20 protein-coding genes are annotated in these 20,825 nt (G+C 60.5%); 14 read left to right on the top strand and 6 right to left on the bottom strand.

Features of this window, described 5'->3' with window-relative positions:
* Nucleotides 1-16 precede the first annotated feature (16 nt).
* The gene (locus F2P67_RS03910; protein ID WP_166217544.1) at nt 17-1,345 is read right to left on the bottom strand and encodes an MFS transporter; all 1,329 of its coding nucleotides are present in this window, start codon (nt 1,343-1,345) and stop codon (nt 17-19) included.
* 193 nt (nt 1,346-1,538) lie between these two features.
* Here F2P67_RS03910 and F2P67_RS03905 point away from each other — a divergent pair, with 193 nt between their 5' ends.
* Nucleotides 1,539-3,275 (top strand): IlvD/Edd family dehydratase, encoded by a 1,737-nt coding sequence (locus F2P67_RS03905; RefSeq protein WP_166217541.1) that lies wholly within the window; start codon nt 1,539-1,541, stop codon nt 3,273-3,275.
* Nucleotides 3,276-3,461: 186 nt separating this feature from the next.
* Nucleotides 3,462-4,181: a FadR/GntR family transcriptional regulator gene (locus F2P67_RS03900; RefSeq protein ID WP_103305757.1), complete on the top strand. Its 720-nt coding sequence runs from the start codon at nt 3,462-3,464 to the stop codon at nt 4,179-4,181.
* A 266-nt stretch (nt 4,182-4,447) separates the two neighbouring features.
* On the opposite strand, the gene F2P67_RS03895 is transcribed toward F2P67_RS03900, so the two are convergent.
* The gene (locus F2P67_RS03895; protein WP_166217538.1) at nt 4,448-6,832 is read right to left on the bottom strand and encodes an efflux RND transporter permease subunit; all 2,385 of its coding nucleotides are present in this window, start codon (nt 6,830-6,832) and stop codon (nt 4,448-4,450) included.
* The gene (locus F2P67_RS03890) at nt 6,829-7,872 is read right to left on the bottom strand and encodes a WD40/YVTN/BNR-like repeat-containing protein (protein ID WP_166217535.1); all 1,044 of its coding nucleotides are present in this window, start codon (nt 7,870-7,872) and stop codon (nt 6,829-6,831) included. Before F2P67_RS03890 ends, F2P67_RS03895 begins: the two co-directional genes overlap by 4 nt.
* Before the next feature lie 461 nt (nt 7,873-8,333).
* On the opposite strand from F2P67_RS03890, the gene F2P67_RS03885 reads away from it, so the two are divergent.
* From F2P67_RS03885 to F2P67_RS03855, 7 genes are all read left to right on the top strand, one after another.
* On the top strand, nt 8,334-8,924 hold the full coding sequence (locus tag F2P67_RS03885; RefSeq protein ID WP_003225712.1) for an amino acid synthesis family protein: 591 nt from the start codon (nt 8,334-8,336) through the stop codon (nt 8,922-8,924).
* 31 nt (nt 8,925-8,955) lie between these two features.
* Nucleotides 8,956-9,789 (top strand): alpha/beta fold hydrolase, encoded by an 834-nt coding sequence (locus F2P67_RS03880; protein WP_166217532.1) that lies wholly within the window; start codon nt 8,956-8,958, stop codon nt 9,787-9,789.
* Nucleotides 9,786-11,267 (top strand): aldehyde dehydrogenase, encoded by a 1,482-nt coding sequence (locus F2P67_RS03875; protein WP_166217529.1) that lies wholly within the window; start codon nt 9,786-9,788, stop codon nt 11,265-11,267. The genes F2P67_RS03880 and F2P67_RS03875 overlap by 4 nt, the downstream gene beginning before the upstream one ends.
* Before the next feature lie 12 nt (nt 11,268-11,279).
* Nucleotides 11,280-11,765 (top strand): flavin reductase family protein, encoded by a 486-nt coding sequence (locus F2P67_RS03870; protein ID WP_166217526.1) that lies wholly within the window; start codon nt 11,280-11,282, stop codon nt 11,763-11,765.
* 136 nt (nt 11,766-11,901) lie between these two features.
* The gene (locus F2P67_RS03865) at nt 11,902-12,291 is read left to right on the top strand and encodes a carboxymuconolactone decarboxylase family protein (protein ID WP_027613073.1); all 390 of its coding nucleotides are present in this window, start codon (nt 11,902-11,904) and stop codon (nt 12,289-12,291) included.
* A gap of 58 nt (nt 12,292-12,349) precedes the next feature.
* Nucleotides 12,350-13,114, top strand: coding sequence for a GntR family transcriptional regulator (locus tag F2P67_RS03860; protein WP_166217523.1), 765 nt, complete (start codon nt 12,350-12,352; stop codon nt 13,112-13,114).
* A gap of 1 nt (nt 13,115) precedes the next feature.
* The gene (locus F2P67_RS03855; protein WP_166217520.1) at nt 13,116-13,679 is read left to right on the top strand and encodes an NUDIX hydrolase; all 564 of its coding nucleotides are present in this window, start codon (nt 13,116-13,118) and stop codon (nt 13,677-13,679) included.
* Nucleotides 13,680-13,788: 109 nt separating this feature from the next.
* On the opposite strand, the gene F2P67_RS03850 is transcribed toward F2P67_RS03855, so the two are convergent.
* A complete protein-coding gene (locus F2P67_RS03850; protein WP_166217517.1) occupies nt 13,789-14,088 on the bottom strand; it encodes a DUF1330 domain-containing protein in 300 nt (99 codons plus the stop codon).
* A 68-nt stretch (nt 14,089-14,156) separates the two neighbouring features.
* On the opposite strand from F2P67_RS03850, the gene ribBA reads away from it, so the two are divergent.
* From ribBA to F2P67_RS03825, 5 genes are all read left to right on the top strand, one after another.
* A complete protein-coding gene (gene ribBA, locus F2P67_RS03845; protein ID WP_166217514.1) occupies nt 14,157-15,266 on the top strand; it encodes a bifunctional 3,4-dihydroxy-2-butanone-4-phosphate synthase/GTP cyclohydrolase II in 1,110 nt (369 codons plus the stop codon).
* 373 nt (nt 15,267-15,639) lie between these two features.
* The gene (locus tag F2P67_RS03840; RefSeq protein WP_166217511.1) at nt 15,640-16,665 is read left to right on the top strand and encodes an ABC transporter substrate-binding protein; all 1,026 of its coding nucleotides are present in this window, start codon (nt 15,640-15,642) and stop codon (nt 16,663-16,665) included.
* Nucleotides 16,662-17,609 (top strand): ABC transporter permease, encoded by a 948-nt coding sequence (locus F2P67_RS03835; protein WP_166217645.1) that lies wholly within the window; start codon nt 16,662-16,664, stop codon nt 17,607-17,609. The genes F2P67_RS03840 and F2P67_RS03835 overlap by 4 nt, the downstream gene beginning before the upstream one ends.
* A gap of 6 nt (nt 17,610-17,615) precedes the next feature.
* Entirely contained in the window at nt 17,616-18,425 is an 810-nt protein-coding gene (locus F2P67_RS03830) for an ABC transporter permease (protein WP_007918021.1), read from the top strand.
* Nucleotides 18,426-18,442: 17 nt separating this feature from the next.
* Nucleotides 18,443-19,597 carry an ABC transporter ATP-binding protein gene (locus F2P67_RS03825; protein WP_166217508.1) on the top strand — a complete coding sequence of 385 codons (1,155 nt, stop codon included), beginning with the start codon at nt 18,443-18,445 and terminating at the stop codon, nt 19,595-19,597.
* 211 nt (nt 19,598-19,808) lie between these two features.
* Here the strand turns inward: F2P67_RS03825 and map are convergent, their stop codons facing one another.
* Together map and F2P67_RS03815 are read right to left on the bottom strand one after the other, a co-directional pair.
* Complete coding sequence (gene map / locus F2P67_RS03820; protein ID WP_166217505.1) at nt 19,809-20,600, bottom strand: type I methionyl aminopeptidase; 792 nt, start codon at nt 20,598-20,600, stop codon at nt 19,809-19,811.
* Nucleotides 20,597-20,824 (bottom strand): ParD-like family protein, encoded by a 228-nt coding sequence (locus F2P67_RS03815; RefSeq protein ID WP_166217502.1) that lies wholly within the window; start codon nt 20,822-20,824, stop codon nt 20,597-20,599. The genes map and F2P67_RS03815 overlap by 4 nt, the downstream gene beginning before the upstream one ends.
* Nucleotide 20,825 lies beyond the last annotated feature (1 nt).

The following is a 20,825-nucleotide window of genomic DNA, read 5'->3' as shown; positions in this document are numbered from 1 at the left end:
GGTTCAGTGTTGTTTTTCAGATACCGGTCCGGGTAGCACCCCGTGCGCTGGCAGCGAATTGGTCGCTGGGCAGCACGTGTTTTCGCTCGAGCACGCGGTAAACGATGCCTGTGAGAACCAAGCCGAACACCATCACCCCGGAAAGGAAATACAACCCCGAAGCCAGATTCCCGGTGTACTCCTTCAACGCTCCGATCACGAACGGGCCGATGTAGCCGCCGAGGTTGCCGACCGAGTTGATCAAAGCAATGCCCGCCGCCGCGCTCGCACCGGCAAAAAACCGTCCCGGCAAAGTCCAGAACACCGCCGTGCAGGAAAACAGCGCAAACGCCACCAGACACAGCGCCGCCAGTTGCGCCACCGGCAACGACAGCCACGCGCTCATGAACAAGCCAATCGCACCCAGCACGTAGAGCACGGCGAGATGCCCGTAGCGGTCATTCAAGCGGTCGGAACTGCGCGGCACGATCAGCAAGCCGATGATCCCGAAGATGTACGGCACCGAAGACACGAAACCTGTGACCAGATCGCTGCCGCCGAACTGTTTGATCAGCGTCGGTAGCCACAGACCGAGGCCATAAATGCTCAGGGTCACTGGCAGGTAAAACAGCGCCAGCAGCAACACGCGTTTGTCTTTCAGCGCATGCAACGGATTGCCGTGACGGGTTTGGCCGTATTCCTGCAAATCCTTTTTCAATTCGCCGGTGAGCCAGTCCTTTTCGGCCTGATCCATCCACTTCACTTGTTGCGGGCCATCCGGCAACCAGCGCAATACCGGCCACGTCAGCAGAATCGCTGGTGTACCGATGACGATGAACAGCCACTGCCAGCCGTGCAGCCCAAGGATGCCGTCCATGCCCAGCAAGCCGCCGGAAACGGGGCCTGTGATCATCATCGCGATGGGTTGGGACAGGATGAACAGCCCGAGAATCTTGCCGCGATGGCGCACCGGGAACCATTGGGTGATGTAGTACAGAACGCCGGGGAAAAAACCCGCCTCCGCCGCGCCGAGCAGAAAGCGCATCACGTAAAAACTGTGCGGCCCCTGGACGAAGGCCATGCCGATGGTAATGGCGCCCCAGGTGATCATGATGCGTGCAAACCAGCGCCGCGCGCCGAAGCGTTCGAGCATCAGGTTGCTGGGGATTTCGAGGAGAAAGTAGCCGATGAAAAAAAGCCCGGCACCGAGGCCGTAGGCGGCATCTCCGATACCGATGTCGGCGCCCATGTGCAGCTTGGCGAAGCCGACGGCGGAGCGATCCACATAGGCGATCAGGTACAGCAGGATCAGGAAGGGAATCAGTTTCAACGTGATGCGCCGGATTAGCCGCAGTTCCTGGCTCATGAGATCGGTCTCCGATTGTTGTTTTTATAGAACCTCGGGGGACGCCTCTCACGGAAAACCGCCAGGGCCATCCCTCCGTCGAAAACGACTATATAGTAATACTAATTCACCAACAACACTTCCAAACGCTGGTTTTTGAGCTTATGTTAGGCGGCAGCTGGAACACTATAGTCATACAATAAGAGAATCGATCATGTCTGATAAGAAACCCACCCTGCGCTCCGCCCAATGGTTTGGCACGGCCGACAAGAACGGCTTCATGTACCGCAGCTGGATGAAGAATCAGGGCATCGCCGACCACCAGTTTCATGGCAAGCCGATCATCGGCATCTGCAACACCTGGTCGGAACTGACCCCGTGCAACGCGCACTTCCGCCAGATCGCGGAGCACGTCAAACGCGGGGTGATCGAGGCCGGTGGTTTTCCGGTGGAATTTCCGGTGTTCTCCAATGGCGAATCGAACCTGCGCCCGACCGCCATGTTGACGCGCAACCTGGCGAGCATGGACGTCGAGGAAGCGATTCGCGGTAACCCGATTGACGGCGTGGTGCTGCTGACCGGTTGCGACAAGACCACACCGGCGCTGCTGATGGGCGCGGCCAGTTGCGACGTGCCGGCCATCGTCGTCACCGGCGGGCCGATGCTCAACGGCAAGCATAAAGGCAAGGACATCGGCTCCGGCACCGTGGTCTGGCAGCTCAGCGAACAGGTCAAGGCCGGCACTATCACCATTGACGATTTCCTTGCAGCCGAGGGCGGCATGTCGCGCTCGGCGGGCACCTGTAACACCATGGGTACGGCGTCGACCATGGCTTGCATGGCCGAAGCACTGGGCACGTCCCTGCCCCACAACGCAGCGATTCCGGCGGTCGATGCGCGGCGTTATGTGCTGGCGCACATGTCCGGCATGCGCGCCGTGGAAATGGTTCGCGAAGATTTGAAGCTGTCGAAGATCCTCACTAAGGAAGCCTTTGAGAACGCCATTCGGGTCAACGCTGCAATCGGCGGTTCGACCAATGCTGTGATCCATCTGAAAGCCATCGCCGGACGCATTGGCGTTGAGCTGGATCTGGATGACTGGACGCGCATCGGGCGCGGCATGCCGACCATCGTCGACCTGCAACCGTCCGGGCGTTTTCTGATGGAAGAGTTCTACTACGCCGGTGGTTTGCCAGCGGTGCTGCGCCGCCTCGGTGAAGCCAATCTGATCCCCAACCCGAACGCACTGACCGTCAACGGCAAAACGCTCGGCGAGAACACCAAGGACGCGCCGATCTACGGTGAGGACGAGGTGATCCGCACCCTCGACAACCCGATCCGCGCCGACGGCGGTATCTGTGTACTGCGCGGCAATCTGGCGCCACTCGGCGCGGTGCTCAAGCCGTCCGCCGCTACTCCGGAACTGATGCAGCATCGTGGCCGTGCTGTGGTGTTCGAGAACTTCGACATGTACAAGGCACGGATCAACGATCCGGAACTGGATGTCGATAAAGATTCGATTCTAGTGATGAAGAACTGCGGGCCGAAAGGTTATCCGGGCATGGCCGAAGTCGGCAACATGGGCCTGCCGGCCAAGCTGTTGGCGCAGGGGGTGACGGACATGGTGCGCATATCTGACGCACGAATGAGCGGCACCGCGTACGGCACCGTCGTTTTGCACGTGGCGCCGGAAGCCGCTGCCGGCGGGCCTTTGGCGACGGTGAAGGAAGGCGACTGGATCGAACTTGACTGCGCCAGCGGGCGTTTGCATCTGGACATTCCGGATGCCGAACTGGCCGCGCGCATGGCCGATCTGCAGCCACCGCAGCAGTTGCTGGTGGGCGGTTATCGTCAGCTATACATCGACCATGTGCTGCAGGCGGATCAAGGTTGTGACTTTGACTTCCTCGTCGGTTGCCGAGGCGCTGAAGTGCCCCGCCACTCCCACTAAAACCGCCATCCCCTGTGGGAGCGGGCTTGCTCGCGAATGCGGTGTGCCAGTCGAAACATGCATTGCTGACACACCGCATTCGCGAGCAAGCCCGCTCCCACATTTGACGTGTGTATCTGCCTCAAGATTGTGTCGTGCCTGCTATGATGCGCGGCATCTCCATCGCTCAGGATCGCGCCGTTCCCCATGGATTACCGCAAACCTTCCGACCGCAAAAGCATGCACTCGCGCATCGTCCAGGAATTGGGCATGCAGATCGTCTCAGGACGCTTTTTGCCCGATGACAAACTGCCCGCCGAAGCCTTGTTGTGTGAGGAATACGCAGTCAGTCGGCCGGTCTTGCGCGAAGCCACGCGGGTGCTGGTGGCCAAGGGGCTGGTGTACTCCAAACCGCGTGTCGGCACGGTGGTCAAGGCCCGGCGCGAGTGGCACATGCTCGACCCGGACGTACTGCACTGGCTGATGCAAAGCAGCCCGCAGAACGAGTTCTTCAATGTCCTGACCAGCGTGCGCAGCATCATCGAACCGGCGGCCGCCGCCCTCGCCGCTCAGCACGCGACCGAGGCCGACATCGCCCTCATCGGCGAAGCCTACCAACGCATGGAAGCCGCGCCGACGCCGGAAGCCCTGTTGCAACCGGATCTGGATTTTCATAGCCGCATCGCCGATGCCACGCACAATGATTTGCTGGCGAACCTGTGCAACATGCTCTCGGTGGCGATTGCCGAGGCGTTGAAGCATTCCAATCAGCGGCCGAATCTGCATGAGCTGGCATTGCCTCGGCATAAGGCGATTCTTACCGCGATCGAGAATCGGGATGCATTGGGGGCGCGGCATGCGACGCTGGTGCAGTTGGATGATGCGCGGAGTGCTTTGAGTGTTGTGCTTGGTACTGAACTTTCTTGAGCCTTGAGACCGCCTGCCCTCACCCTAGCCCTCTCCCAGAGGTAGAGGGGACCGATCCGGGAATATTGACGATCTACACCGACGTGAACGATCTGCTTTGAATCCATAATCGACTCGGTTTTTCAGGTCGATGTATCACGGGAGACATTGCGGTCAGTTCCCTCTCCCCCTGGGAGAGGGCTAGGGTGAGGGAAGGCTTTTGATCTTGACTCATAAAAAAGCCGCAACCCTTCAAGGTTGCGGCTTTGTTGTTTCAGATTCTCAGATCAGTGAGCAAACAGCGAATTGCCCTTCTGCCCCGCCAGTTTCTCCGGCTTGATCAGGAACTTCGCCAGTGCCGGCAGCAGCCACAGCGCACCGAACATGTTCCACAGCAGCATGAACGTCAGCATCAGGCCCATGTCGGCCTGGAACTTGATCGCCGAGAAGATCCAGGTGCACACGCCGATGGCCAGGCACAGACCGGTGAACAGCACCGCTTTACCGGTGGATTTCAGGGTCTGGTAATAGGCTTCCTGCAGCGGCAGGCCGGCACGCAGGAAGCTTTCCAGGCGACTGTAGATGTAGATGCCGTAGTCCACGCCAATCCCCACACCCAGCGCCACCACTGGCAGCGTCGCGACTTTCACCCCGATGCCCATGAACGCCATCAGCGCGTTGCCGAGTACCGAGGTCAGCACCAGCGGCAGGACGATGCACAAGGTAGCCGCCCACGAACGGAAGGTGATCATGCACATCACCGCGACGCAGATGTACACCAGAATCAGGATGGTCAACTCGGCCTGTTTGATGACTTCGTTGGTGGCCGCCTCGATCCCGGCGTTACCGGCGGCGAGGATGAATTCCAGACCGTCCTTGTTGTTGTCCTTGGCGAACTCCTGCACCGCGTGCACCGCCCGATCCAGGGTTTCGGCCTTGTGATCGTTGAGGAACACCAGCACCGGCGCCAGCGAGCAACTGTTGTTGTACAGGCCGTCGGCGCGGGCAATCGAGTTGTTCAGCACGTCCGGGTTGCGCGACAGGGTTTCCCATTTCAGGTTGCCCTCGTTCATGCCCTTGATCATCTGCTTGGACACGGTCACCAGCGAGATCGCCGACTGCACGCCCTCGGTGTTCTGCATCTTCCACATCAACTCGTCGATCGGCGCCATGGCTTCGTAGCGTGAACAACCCTCAGCCTTGGTCTTGACCATCACCACCAGCACGTCGGAACTGGTCGAGTAGTTGTTGATGATGAAGTTGTTGTCCTTGTTGTAGCGCGAGTCCGGACGCAGTTCAGGCGCACCCTGGTCGAGGTCACCGATTTTCAGGTTCTGGCTGTACCAGAGGCCGCCACCGAAAGCGATCAGCGCCAACGCGATGGAGACCGGAGCGACTTTCGGGCTGGCAAAATTCGACAGCAGGCGCCAAAACGGATGTTCGCGGTTCGCGTCTTTTTTGCTCCTGGCGATCGCACGCTTGCTGATGCCGACATAGGAAATCGCTACCGGCAGCAGGATCAGGTTGGTGAACACGATCACCGCGACACCGATGGACGCGCCAATGGCCAGCTCGCGGATCACCCCGATGTCGATGATCAACAAAGTGATGAAGCCAACGGCGTCCGCGAGAATCGCGATCATCCCCGGCAGGAACAGTTGCCGGAACGTCCTTCGCGCAGCGGTAAGCGCGTTATCCGCCTCGCTGGATTGCAGAGCGATACCGTTGATCTTCTGCACGCCGTGGGAGATGCCGATGGCGAAGATCAGGAACGGCACCAGCATCGAATACGGATCAAGCCCGAAGCCGAAAAAGTGCATCAATCCAAGTTGCCAGACCACCGCCACCAGTGTCGTGCTCAATACCGCGATGGTGCTGCGCAGGCAGTTGGTGAACCACAACAGCAGGATCAGGGTGATGACAAACGCGATGCCGAAGAACATCACCACCATCACCAGACCGTCGATCAGGTCACCGACTTTCTTGGCGAAACCGACGATGTGGATTTTGACGTTGGGGTTCTGCGCTTCGAACTTGTTGCGGATCTTGTCTTCGAGTTCATGGGAGAACTTGCGGTAATCCAGGGCGAGCAACTTGCCCTGATCTTCCGGGTCCGGGTAGGACTCCAGCAGCGGGATGTCGACAATGCTCGACTTGAAGTCGTTGGCCACCAGACGCCCGACCTGGCCGGACTTGAGCACGTTATTGCGCAGCAGATCGAGGCTGTCCTGCGAGCCGTTGTAGCTCTGCGGGATCACTTCGCCGCCGGCAAAACCTTCTTCGGTCACTTCGGTCCAGCGTACGCTCGGGCTCCACAGCGACTTGAGGCCGGATCGGTCGACGCCAGAGATGTAGAACACCTCGTCGTTGATCTGACGCAGAGTCTCCATGTACTCCTTGGAGAAAATATCGCCGTCGGTGGCTTCCACCGAAATCCGCACGGTGTTGCCCAGGTTCGCCAGATCGTTGCGGTGCTCCATCATCTTCTCGATGAACGGATGCTTGAGCGGGATCATTTTTTCGAAGCTGGTCGACGGCCGGATCAGCGTGGCCTGCCAGAACAGGAAGATGCTGACCACCAGACAGATGAGGATCACTGCCGGGCGGTTGTTGAAAATCAGACGTTCGAGGAACGTCGCCTTGTCCTGCTGAGGAGTGATCAAGGAAGTCATAGCCCCGCCTTCTTATTATTGATCTCGGCGCCGTTTGGCAGCGTGGTGTGCACACCGCCCTGCCCGGTCAGAATCAGGTTGCCGTCGCCCGCCGCCGTGACCGAAGACAGCGAGATGCGATCCGGGCGGTTGAACACACTGAAGGTTTCACCGTTGTCGCTGCTGCTGATCACCGAGCCGCCGTTGCCGACGATCACAATCGAGCCGTCTTCAAGCAAGGTCGCGCCGGACAGACCGAACTCCAGAGAGCCGCGCGCGGCTTTCAGTTCGACCTGCTCCCAGGTGCTGCCGAAATCGGTGGAGCGGTAGAGGTTGCCGCGCAGGCCATAAGCCAACAGGGTCTGCGCTTGCGCGGTGCCGATCACGCCGAACAGCGAACCTTCGTACGGGCCTTCAAGCTTTTCCCAGGTCTGGCCCCAGTCGGCGGAGCGGAACATGCTGCCGGATTCGCCGACGATGAACAGGCCGGCGTCTTTCACCGCCGCGATAGCGTTGAGGTGGAACTGGTCTTCGTTGTCGAGACGGTCACTGACGTCTTCCCAGTGTTTGCCGCCGTCGGTGGTTTCCAGCAATGCGCCGTAAGCGCCCACGGCAAGGCCGCTGTTGATGTCCTTGAACCAGACATCGAGCAACGGCGATTCACGTTTGAGGTCTTCGAATTGCTTGGTCCAGGTCAAACCGCCGTCTTCGCTGGCGAGAATCTGCGCGTCGTGCCCGACCGCCCAGCCGTGTTTCTCGTCGACGAAATACACGGCGGTCAGCAGTTGCCGACTCGGCACCTTGGCCTGCGTCCAGGTCTTGCCCTGGTCGTTGGAATAGACAATGTGCCCGCGATCCCCGACCGCCACCAGCCGCGTTCCGGCATGGACAACATCGAGGATCAGGCTTTTCGTGGCTTTGGCGGATTCGGTGGCATACACCACGTCGGCTGGAGCCTCGGCGGCGATCACAGGTGCCGACAACGTGGCGAAGCCCAGCAGAGAGAGTGCTGTGGCCAGCAACGCGGTGTTGCGTAACGCCGGCGGGCGGCAACGACTCATAGACCTTCCCCTATTTATTATTGTTAGGCCATCTGGCCTTCAAGGGCGCCGCAAGTGTGCTCCAGTGATGGCTGGTCAGAAGCATAGTCCTGAAACCCGCAATCCAGAGCCACTTCGGAAGCTGGCTCATCCTATCGGGCATTCGAAACGTCTGACAATCGGCGCAACGTTATCTTTTGTTAACCGCGTGGAGCCTGCGTGGCAGGTGATTTTCATTGTGGGAGGGGGCTTGCTTCCGAAGACGGAGTGTCAGCCAGCATAGATGTCGCCTGATCCGCCGCTTTCGGGAGCAAGCCCCCTCCCACAGAGGTGGGTGGTGTTTGGGAGATTTGTGGTTGCAGGTGAATGCGGCGCCATTCGCCGGATGGATGCGGCAAATCTTGTGAAGGGGACTTGCGCGATCGGTATTATGGTATACCATCAGACGCACAGACACTCTCAATCCCCTTACGGAGCAGCTCATGAGTTTCGAAATTCGCAAGATCGTCAGCTATGTCGAAGAGACCTTCATCGAAGGCGGCAAGGCCACCGACAAGCCGGTGACCATGGTCGGCCTCGCCGTGGTGATGAAAAACCCATGGGTGGGCAATGGTTTCGTTGAAGACCTGAAACCGCAGATCCGCGCCAACTGCTCCGACCTCGGCGCACTGATGGTCGAGCGTCTGGTCGGCATCATCGGCGGCGCCGAGAAGATCGAGGCCTACGGCAAAGCCGCCGTGGTCGGCGCCGATGGCGAGATTGAACACGCTTCCGCGGTGATCCACACCCTGCGCTTCGGCAACCACTATCGCGAAGCGGTCAAGGCCAAGAGTTACCTGAGCTTCACCAACAAGCGCGGCGGCCCGGGCACTTCGATTCAGATCCCGATGATGCACAAGGACGACGAAGGCCTGCGCTCGCACTACATCACCCTGGAAATGCAGATCGAAGACGCGCCGCGTGCCGACGAAATCGTCGTGGTGCTGGGTTGCGCCGACGGTGGTCGCTTGCACCCGCGCATCGGCAACCGCTACATCGATCTGGAAGAACTGGCCGCCGAAAAAGCCCAGTAATCACAATAAAAAGGCATTGCAGGAGCGCTCCATGATTCGGCTCACCGCTGAACTCACCCCGGCTGGCACCAGTTACCTGGCGACCGGTCAAGGCCAGCCCGTGGTGTTGATCCACGGCGTGGGCCTGAACAAAGAAATGTGGGGCGGCCAGATCGTTGGCCTGGCCACGCAATACCGGGTGATCGCCTACGACATGCTCGGCCATGGCGCCAGCCCGCGACCAGCCAGCGGCACCGACCTGCTCGGGTATGCCGATCAATTACTGGAGTTGCTCGATCACTTGAGTCTGCCGCAGGCAGCGGTGATCGGTTTCTCCATGGGCGGTCTGGTCGCACGGGCGTTTGCCCTGCATTACCCGCAGCGCCTGCAAAGCCTGGTGGTGTTGAACAGCGTGTTCAACCGCAGCGAAGAACAGCGTGCCGGGGTCATCGCTCGCACCGCGCAAGCGGCCGAACATGGCCCGGACGCCAACGCCGAAGCGGCGCTGTCACGCTGGTTCAGCCGTGAATATCAGGCGGCCAACCCGGCGCAGATCGCCGCGATCCGGCAGACCCTGGCCGGCAATGATCCGCAAGGCTATCTGACCACCTACGAACTGTTCGCCACGCAAGACATGTACCGCGCCGACGACCTCGGCAGCATTCAGGCGCCGACGCTGATTGCCACCGGTGAACTCGACCCGGGTTCGACCCCGGAAATGGCCGAGCAACTGGCCCGGCGCATCCCCGGCGCGAAGGTTGCCGTGCTACCCGAGCAACGGCATATGATGCCCGTAGAGTCGCCGCGTCTGGTCAATCAGACGCTGCTGGAATTTCTCGAATTCGCACACTCCCGACAAAACCATATAAAGGGGATCGTTGCATGACACTCGCACGCTTCCAGATGTGCATCGGCGGAGAATGGGTCGACGCCCTCTCCGGCAAGACCTTCGAAAGCCTCAACCCGGCCTCCGCACAGGCTTGGGCGGAACTGCCCGACGCTGATGAGGCTGACGTCGAACGCGCCGTGCAATCGGCACAAACCGCGTTCGACAGCCCGGCGTGGCGTGGTTTGACCGCCACCGCGCGCGGCAAGCTGCTGCGCCGCCTCGGTGACTTGATCGCGGAAAACAAGGAACAACTGGCGCAGCTGGAAAGCCGCGACAACGGCAAACTGATCCGCGAAACCCGGGGTCAGGTCGGTTATTTGCCGGAGTTTTTCCACTACACCGCAGGCCTTGCCGACAAGCTTGAAGGTGGCACCCTGCCGCTGGATAAACCCGATCTGTTTGCCTACACCGTGCACGAAGCCATGGGCGTGGTTGCCGCGATCATTCCGTGGAACAGCCCGCTGTACCTGACCGCAATCAAACTGGCGCCGGCCCTCGCCGCCGGCAATACGATTGTGATCAAGCCGTCCGAGCACGCCTCGGCGACCATTCTGGAACTGGCGCGCCTGGCCCTCGAAGCCGGGATTCCGCCGGGGGTGGTCAACGTCGTCACCGGTTACGGCCCGAGCACCGGCGCCGCCCTCACCCGCCATCCGCTGATCCGCAAGATCGCCTTCACTGGCGGCGCCGCGACGGCGCGGCACGTGGTGCGCAGCAGCGCCGAGAACTTCGCCAAGCTGTCGCTGGAACTGGGCGGCAAGTCGCCGAACATCATTTTCGCCGACGCCGATCTCGACAGCGCGATCAACGGCGCGATTGCCGGGATCTACGCGGCATCGGGTCAGAGCTGCGTGTCCGGCTCACGCCTGTTGGTGCAGGACGAAATCTACGACGAGTTCGTCAATCGACTTGTCGAACGCGCGGAGCGCATTCGCATCGGCAACCCGCAGGAAGACAGCAGCGAAATGGGCCCGATGGCCACCGCGCAGCAACTGGCGGTGGTCGAAGGTCTGGTCGCGGATGCCATCGCTGAAGGCGCGCGTTTGCGTACCGGCGGCAAGCGTCCGGCGGATCTCGGCGAGGGCTGGTTCTATGAGCCGACGCTGTTCGAATGCGACCGCAACTCGATGAAGATCATGCAGGAAGAAGTCTTCGGCCCGGTGGCGTCGGTGATCCGTTTTAAAGATGAAGCCGAAGCGCTGGCCATCGCCAACGACTCGCAGTTCGGCCTCGCGGCTGGTATCTGGACCCGCGATCTGGGTCGTGCCCATCGCCTGGCCCGGGACGTGCGTTCGGGAATCATCTGGGTCAACACTTACCGCGCGGTGTCGGCGATGGCGCCGATCGGCGGCTTCAAGAACAGTGGCTATGGACGCGAAAGCGGCATCAATTCGGTGCTGGCCTACACCGAACTTAAAACGGTATGGATCAACCTGTCTCAGGCGCCGATGCCTGATCCGTTTGTGATGCGCTAGGAGTCCTCTGACATGATCGAACCCGGCATTTACAAAGACGTGATGAGCTCGTTTCCGTCCGGGGTCACGGTGGTCACCACCCTTGACCCGGATGGCGGCATCGTCGGCATCACCGCCAGCGCCTTCAGTGCGCTGTCGATTGACCCGGCGCTGGTGCTGTTCTGCCCCAACTACGCTTCCGACACTTACCCGGTGCTGCGTGACAGCAAGCGCTTTGCGATTCATTTGCTGTCCGCCGACCAGACCGCTGAAGCCTATGCGTTTGCCGGTAAGGGCAAGGACAAGGCCAAAGGCATCGAGTGGCATTTGAGCGAACTGGGTAACCCGATTCTGGCCAACGCTACGGCGATCATCGAGTGCGAGTTGTGGCGCGAATACGACGGCGGTGATCACGCGATCATCGTCGGCGCGGTGAAGAACCTGATCCTGCCGGCGCAACCGGTGACGCCGATGATTTATCACAAGGGCAAGCTCGGGCCGTTGCCGACACTGGCCTGAAAGATTCACACAAATCCCACTGTGAGAGCGGGCTTGCTCGCGAAGGCGTCGTGTCAGTCGACATCTATGCTGAATGAGCTACCGCATTCGCGAGCAAGCCCGCTCCCACAAGGGATTTGTGGTGACTGGAGGATTTATGAGTAACGAGAAGTATGAAAAAGGCCTGAAGATCCGCACTCAGGTCTTGGGCGAAGCCTATGTGCAGCGCTCGATCGACAACGCCGACGACTTCACCCGTCCGCTGCAGGAAATGGTTACCGAATACTGCTGGGGCCATGTCTGGGGCCGCGAAGGCTTGTCGCTCAAGGAGCGCAGCATGATCAACCTGGCGATGATCTCGGCGCTCAACCGCCCGCACGAACTCAAGCTGCATGTGCGCGGCGCCTTGCGTAACGGCCTGAGTCGTGAGCAAATACGCGAAATTCTGCTTCAGGTCGGCATTTATTGCGGCGTCCCGGCGGCCGTGGACAGTTTCCGGCTCGCCCGTGAAGCCTTCGCCGAAGCCGACGCTGAGGCCTCCAGTTAACCCCTCGGCTGTTTGAATGCCCGTCTGGCATGGACAGCCACAGTAAAGAGCGGACCCCATGAAACGCCAGCCACTCGACGACAGCTTCAAGGTCAATCGCAACCCCGTTACCCTGCGCGAAATCGTGCTGGATAAACTGCGTAGCGCGATCATGAATTTCCAGCTCATGCCGGGCGATCGTCTGGTCGAGCGCGATCTGTGCGATCGCTTGGGCGTCAGCCGCACGTCGGTGCGCGAAGCCTTGCGTCACCTGGAATCCGAAGGTCTGGTCGAGTTCGCCGATGCCAAGGGCCCCCGCGTGGCGATCATCACCCTCGCCGATGCCGTCGACATCTATGAACTGCGTTGCGTACTGGAAGGCCTGATCGTCCAGTTGTTCACCCTGCGCGCCAAGGCCAAGGACATCAAAGCCCTGGAGAAAGCCCTCGACGAGAACCGCAAGGCACTCAAGGACGGCGAACTGCAACAGGTGATCGACTCGGTGCAGGGTTTCTACGACGTGCTGCTCGAAGGTTCGGGCAACCATGTCGCCGCCACTCAACTGCGCCAGTTGCAGGCACGTATCAGCTATCTGCGGGCGACTTCGGTTTCTCAGGAAAACCGTCGCGGCGCCAGTAACCACGAGATGGAAAAAATGGTCGAGGCGATCAAGAGCGGCGATCCGCTGGCGGCGCATCAGGCGTGCGTGGATCACGTGCGTGCCGCCGCGGCCGTGGCCCTCGATTACCTCAAGCGCAAGCAGGAAGAGACCGGCACCGATCTCAAAAGCACGCCGCCGATCACCCTGCCCATCGCGCTGAAAGAACCGCGTATAGGTCACTGATATGTTCAGCCCGAGCTATTGCCCGAAATGCGGTGGCCCTGACCTCGGTCAGCAGGTGCCGCCGGGCGATACGCACGAGCGCCTGATGTGCCGCGGCTGCGGCTACATCCATTACGTTAATCCGAAGATCATCGCCGGCTGCATCATCGAGCAGGATGGCAAATACCTCTTGTGCCAACGGGCAATCCCTCCCCGCCCCGGCACCTGGACCCTGCCCGCAGGCTTCATGGAAAGCGGCGAGACCACCGAGCAGGCGGCGCTGCGCGAAGTCTGGGAAGAAAGCGGCGTGCGCGCGGAAATCGTCTCGCCGTATTCGATCTTCAGCGTGCCGAAGATCAGCGAGGTCTACATCATCTTCCGCGCCCTCGCGCTGGAGATCACCGGGCAGTACGGGCCGGAAACGCTGGACTACAAATTCTTCGCCCCTGAAGACATCCCGTGGGAGCAGATCTATTACCCGGCGATCCGGCAAATCCTCGAACGCTACATCGAGGAACGCCAGGCTGGGGTTTACGGGATCTACATGGGCAATGACGACAGCGGCAAGATCCACTTCATGCGCTGATGTCTTGTGGGAGGGGGCTTGCTCCCGAATGAGGTGTGTCAGTCGACATTGATTTACCTGACCCACCGCTTTCGGGAGCAAGCCCTCTCCCACAGGAGTCAGGCGGTGCTTATGAAATCGGGGCGATGCCTTCGACGATGATGATTTCAGCCCGCGCCCATTCTTCGCGATAACGTTTCGCTTCCTGATACGCCGCCGAGTGGTAGCACGCCACGGCGTTTTCGTAGCTTTCAAACTCGATCACCACGCTGCGTTGCGGTGTCTCGCGCCCTTCCATCGCCTCGCTGCGCCCGCCTCTCGCCAAGAACTTTGCACCGAACGCGGCGAATGCCGCCGGCGCACGCTGGGTGTATTGGCTGTAGTGGTCGGCATCGGTGATGTCTACGTGGGCAATCCAGTAAGCCTTCATAGTGACCTCTTTGTTTAAATTGTATTATGGTATACCAATATATTTCCAACAAACCCTGAGAGTCCAGCATGGCCTTCAACAGCATCGAAGAAATCATCGAAGATTATCGCCTCGGCAAAATGGTTCTGCTGGTCGATGACGAGGACCGCGAAAACGAAGGCGACCTGCTGCTGGCCGCCGACCGTTGCACGCCCGAGGCGATCAGCTTCATGGCTCGTGAGGCCCGGGGGCTGATCTGCCTGACGCTGACGGACGATCATTGCCAGCGCCTGGGGTTGGAGCAGATGGTGCCAAGCAATGGCAGCGTGTTCAGCACTGCGTTCACGGTATCGATTGAAGCCGCCGTTGGCGTGACCACCGGCATTTCCGCTGCTGACCGCGCCCGCACCGTTGCCGCAGCGGTAGCGCCAAACGCACGCGCCGAAGATTTGGTGCAGCCCGGACATATCTTCCCGCTGCGCGCCAAGGAAGGGGGCGTGCTGACCCGTGCCGGTCACACCGAAGCTGGTTGCGATCTTGCGCGTCTGGCGGGTTTCACGCCCGCCTCGGTGATCGTCGAGGTAATGAACGACGACGGCACCATGGCCCGGCGCCCTGATCTGGAAGTCTTCGCGCGCAAGCACGGGATCAAGATCGGCACCATTGCTGACCTCATTCACTATCGTTTGAGCACCGAACACACCATCGAGCGTATCGGCGAACGCGAGTTGCCGACGGTGCATGGCACCTTCCGTTTGATCACTTTCGAAGATCGCATCGAGGGTGGCGTGCACATGGCGATGGTCATGGGCGAATTGCGCCGTGAAGAGCCGACGCTGGTGCGCGTGCACGTGATCGATCCGCTGCGCGATCTGGTCGGCGCCGAGTACAGCGGGCCGACAAACTGGACGTTGTGGGCGGCGCTGCAACGGGTCGCGACCGAAGGGCATGGGGTTGTGGTGGTGCTGGCCAATCATGAGTCGTCACAGGCGTTGCTGGAGCGCATTCCGCAACTGACTCAACCGCCACGGCAGTTCAGCCGTTCGCAATCGCGGATTTATTCAGAGGTCGGCACCGGGGCGCAGATTCTGCAGAACCTGGGCGTTGGCAAACTGCGCCACCTCGGCCCGCCGTTGAAATACGCCGGCCTGACCGGCTATGACCTGGAAGTGGTGGAGAGCATTCCCTTCACCGATTAAAGCTGCCCTCACCCCAGCCCTCTCCCGGGGGGAGAGGGAGCCGACCGCGTTGTTTAGTAGCGACACATCGACCTGAGACCCCGAGTCGAACTCAGGTTTTGAACGGCATAGAGATCGGCTCCCTTTCCCCTCTCCCATTGGGAGAGGGCTGGGGTGAGGGGCTGGATCTAAAATTTTCCACATCTCTCAAAACAAACACCTCAAAAACCCGATTCGCCAGATAACCGGTAAGGCAAAGTGCTTGCACAAAGCTTGGAATACCATAATATGATATTCCATAGACCGGGCGACCTGAAAAACCGTCCAGCTACTGCTCCCGTCAGGCGGGCAACAACGCAAGCCCGCTCAAAAACACAACAATGAGGGCGTAAAAATGGTGTTGAATAAAGCTGCAACCGCGATCTTTCTTGCGGGACTGCTCAGCGTCACCGGCCAGGCTGCAATGGCTGCCGAAAGCGTGAACTTCGTCAGCTGGGGCGGAAGCACCCAGGATGCGCAGAAACAGGCCTGGGCCGATCCGTTCAGCAAGGCCAGCGGCATCACCGTCGTACAGGACGGCCCGACCGACTACGGCAAACTCAAAGCCATGGTCGAAAGCGGCAACGTTCAATGGGACGTGGTCGATGTCGAAGCCGACTTCGCCCTGCGTGCCGCCGCTGAAGGCCTGCTCGAACCCCTCGATTTCAAACAGATCCAGCGCGACAAGATCGACCCGCGTTTCGTCAGCGATTACGGCGTCGGCTCGTTCTTTTTCTCCTTCGTCCTCGGCTACAACGAGGGCAAGCTCGGCGCCAACAAACCGCAGGACTGGAGCGCGCTGTTCGACACCAAGACCTTCCCCGGCAAACGCGCCCTGTACAAATGGCCAAGCCCGGGCGTGCTCGAACTGGCACTGCTCGCCGACGGCGTGCCTGCCGATAAGCTCTACCCGCTGGATCTGGACCGCGCCTTCAAGAAACTCGACACCATCAAGAAAGACATCGTCTGGTGGGGCGGCGGCGCACAGTCGCAGCAACTGCTGGCGTCCGGTGAAGCGAGCATGGGCCAGTTCTGGAACGGTCGTATTCATGCCCTGCAAGAAGACGGCGCGCCGGTTGGCGTGAGCTGGAAGCAAAACCTGGTCATGGCCGATATTCTGGTCATCCCCAAAGGCTCGAAAAACAAGGACGCAGCGATGAAGTTCCTGGCCAGCGCCAGCAGCGCCAAAGGCCAGGCCGACTTCTCCAACCTGACCGCCTACGCCCCGGTCAACGTCGACAGTGTGCAGCGTCTGGACTCGACGCTGGCCCCGAACCTGCCGACTGCCTACGCTAAGGATCAGATCACTCTCGATTTCGCGTACTGGGCCAAAAACGGCCAGGCCATCGCGACACGGTGGAACGAATGGCTGGTCAAATGAAAATGGCGGCCACCGCGTCCCGTCCCTCCACTGCCACCGGGAGCGCCCAAAGCGCTGCCGGTTCGGCCCACGGAACCCAGGCGGTTACGATGCAGCAAGCCCCGTCCCTCCGACAACGCTGGCGTGGTGCCGGCAACCTCGCGCCGGCGCTGCTGTTCATCGGCCTGTTTTTTCTCGCGCCGTTGATTGGTCTGTTACTGCGCGGCGTGCTGGAACCGGTGCCGGGCCTTGGCAACTACGAACAACTGTTCGCCAACTCGGCCTATGCCCGAGTGCTGCTCAACACCTTTTCGGTGGCCGGGCTGGTGACGCTGTTCAGCCTGCTGCTCGGCTTTCCGCTGGCCTGGGCGATCACCCTGGTGCCGCGTGGCTGGGGTCGCTGGATCCTCAACATCGTGCTGCTGTCGATGTGGACCAGCCTGCTCGCCCGCACCTATTCGTGGCTGGTGCTGCTGCAAGCGTCGGGGGTGATCAACAAGGCGCTGATGGCGCTGGGCATCATCGATCAGCCGCTGGAAATGGTGCATAACCTGACCGGCGTGGTGATCGGCATGAGCTACATCATGATCCCGTTCATCGTGCTGCCACTGCAGGCGACGATGCAGGCCATCGATCCAATGATCCTGCAGGCCGGTTCGATCTGTGGCGCAAGTCCCTGGACCAACTTCTTCCGGGTGTTCCTGCCGCTGTGCCGGCCGGGGCTCGCGTCCGGCGGGTTGATGGTGTTCGTGATGTCGCTCGGGTACTACGTGACCCCGGCGCTGCTCGGCGGCGCACAGAACATGATGCTGCCTGAATTCATCATTCAGCAGGTGCAATCGTTCCTCAACTGGGGGTTGGCCAGCGCCGGCGCCGCGTTGCTGATCGCGATCACGCTGGTGCTGTTCTACTTCTACCTGAAGCTTCAGCCGGAATCCCCGGTTGGCGCCAGTAACGCGAGGTAAGCCGACATGCTCCTGACTCCCAATGCCATGAGCCGGCGCATGCGTTTCGGCCTCTACGCCACCACCGGGCTGATCGGTCTGTTTCTGCTGTTGCCGATCGTCTTCATCGTGTTGCTGTCGTTCGGCTCCTCGCAGTGGCTGGTGTTTCCGCCACCGGGCTGGACGCTGAAATGGTACGGCCAGTTCTTCTCCAACCCCGACTGGATGAACGCGGCTGCGGCCAGCCTCAAGGTTGCCGTGCTGACCACGATCTGCGCCGTCGCTCTCGGATTGCCGACAGCCTTTGCGCTGGTGCGCGGGCGGTTTCCCGGCCGGGAAATGCTCTACGGCCTGTTCACCCTGCCGATGATCGTGCCTTTGGTGATCATCGCCGTGGCGGTGTACGCGCTGTTTCTCAAACTCGGCTACACCGGGACGATGTTCGCCTTCGTCGTCAGCCATGTAATCGTCGCGCTGCCGTTCACCATCATCTCGATCATCAACTCGCTGAAGCTGTTCGACCAGTCGATTGAAGACGCGGCGGTGATCTGCGGTGCCTCGCGCCTGCAAGCGGTGTTCAAGGTGACGTTCCCGGCGATTCGTCCGGGCATGGTCGCCGGCGCCCTCTTCGCCTTCCTCGTTTCGTGGGACGAAGTGGTGCTCAGCGTGATGATGGCCAGCCCGACCCTGCAAACCCTTCCCGTGAAAATGTGGACCACCTTGCGCCAGGACCTGACCCCGGTAATCGCCGTCGCTTCGACGCTGCTGATCGGCTTGTCGGTGTTGGTCATGGTCATCGCCGCCGCGCTGCGCCGGCGCAACGAAATCAGCGCCTGAGCGCCCAGGAGTACGACATGAGTGCCGTGATCAAAGACGCCTCCCAGCAGAACGACAAACCCCTGGTCAGCCTGCGCAACCTGAACAAGCACTACGGCGACTTTGCTGCCGTCGACAACATCTCGCTGGACATCAAGGACGGCGAGTTCCTGACCTTTCTCGGCTCCAGCGGCTCGGGCAAGAGTACGACACTGTCGATGCTCGCCGGTTTTGAAACGCCGAGCAGCGGCGAGATCCTGGTCAACGGCCAGTCGCTGGTCAACGTGCCGCCGCACAAGCGCGATATCGGCATGGTGTTCCAGCGCTACTCGTTGTTCCCGCACCTGTCGGTGCGCGACAACATCGCGTTTCCGTTGGCGATTCGCAAACTCGCGGCGACTGAGCGTGACAAGCGTGTCGATGCCATGTTGAAACTGGTGCAACTCGAGCAGTTCGCTCATCGCCGTCCTTCGCAACTGTCCGGCGGCCAGCAGCAACGTGTGGCCATTGCTCGGGCGTTGGTGTACGAACCACGCATTCTGTTGATGGACGAACCGCTCGGTGCGCTGGACAAGAAACTGCGTGAAGACTTGCAGGATGAACTGCGCCAGTTGCACCGCCGCCTCGGCATCACCATCGTCTACGTGACCCACGACCAGGAAGAAGCCATGCGCCTGTCCCAGCGCATCGCGATTTTCAGTCACGGCAAGATTGTTGGCCTCGGCAGCGGATATGACCTTTACCAGAATCCGCCGAATGCGTTTGTGGCGTCGTTCCTCGGCAACTCGAACTTCCTCAAGCTCAAGGCTCAAGGCAATGCGGCGGCGAGTTTCGAGGGGCAGTCGTTGTCGATACGGCTGACCGCCGGGTTACACACCGATCAGGATGTGTTGCTGATGGTGCGGCCGGAAAAAGCGCTGGCGTTGAGCGTGACGCAGGCCATCAGCGAACCGCTGGCTGCCGGTTGGAACGAGGTGGCTGCGAAGGTGGTAGAAGTGCTGTTCCTCGGCGAAAGCCAGACCTGCAGCGTGGTGACGTCGGGCGGAACTTCGATGACGGTGAAAGCATTGTCGGCAGCGGGGATGCCGCTCAAGGCCGGTGACCCTGTGCGAGTGCGTTGGGCGACGGCCGATGCGTGCGTCTACACCGAGTGGACCGACAGCGACCTGAACAAAGCGGCCGGTTCTCACTGAGAACGAGTCGTCTGCTCCCCTCACCCCAGCCCTCTCCCGGAGGGAGAGGGAGTCGACCGAGGGTGTCTTGCGTCTGACATCGACCTGAAAGATCAGTGGCGATTATGGAATCACTGAGCAGTTTCAGGTCGGCATACCTCTCCAACATCCCCCAATCAGTCCCCTCTCCCTCCGGGAGAGGGCTAGGGTGAGGGAAACAGACGACGCGGTATCAAACTATCGCACAATAGCCTTCGATCTGATCCGGCCACGCCGTGAGGATTTCGAAGCCGGTTTCAGTCACCGCGACCATATGCTCCCACTGCGCCGACAGCGAGCCGTCCTTGGTCAGCACGGTCCAGCCGTCCGGCATGTTTTTCACATGACGCTTGCCGGCATTGAGCATCGGCTCCACGGTAAAAATCATCCCGGCCTTGAGCTTCATGCCCTGGTTCGGAAAGCCATAATGCAGAATCTGCGGCTCATCGTGATAGACCTTGCCGATGCCGTGGCCGCAATACTCGCGCACCACGCTGAAGCCTTCCTTCTCCGCCAGCGTTTGAATCGCGTGACCGATATCGCCCAGCGTGGCGCCCGGTTTGACCACGCGAATGCCGGCACACATCGCCTCGTAAGTCGTCTTGATCAGGTGCTGCGCCTCAGCCGAGGCCTCACCGACCACGTACATGCGGCTGGTGTCGCCGAACCAGCCGTCCTTGATCACCGCGATGTCGAGGTTGACGATGTCGCCATCCTTCAACGGCGTGCCCGACGGAATCCCGTGGCAGACCACGTCGTTGACCGAGGCACAGACCGTTTTCGGAAACCCGTGATAACCGACGTTGGCTGGCACGGCTTTTTGCACATTGACGATGTAGTCGTTGCACAACCGATCCAGCTCGTCGGTGGTCACACCAGCCTTGACGTGCGGCACCAGCATCGCCAGCACTTCGGCGGCGAGTTTGCCGGCGGCGCGCGATTGTGCGATGTCGGCCGGGGTGTTGATCTTGATCTGGTTTCTCATGCGGTGACTGCTTCCTGAGTCAGTTGTTGCAGATCCAGCCCACCGTTCTGCTCGGCGCGGATCAGCAAGCGGCAAATGGCACTGTGGTCGAGGTTGGGGTGCAGCTCGGCGAGCATGCCGATGCGCATCCAGTGCTCGGCCTGCGCGTTGATCGAGCGGCTGAGTGCATTGCTGGAAATGCGCAGATTCTCGTGCATGTCTTCTGAAATCTTTACGATGCCCATG

The sequence above is a fragment of the Pseudomonas atagonensis genome, assembly GCF_011369485.1.
Taxonomy (GTDB): Bacteria; Pseudomonadota; Gammaproteobacteria; order Pseudomonadales; family Pseudomonadaceae; genus Aquipseudomonas; species Aquipseudomonas atagonensis.
This window is presented reverse-complemented; position numbering and strand designations above follow the sequence as displayed.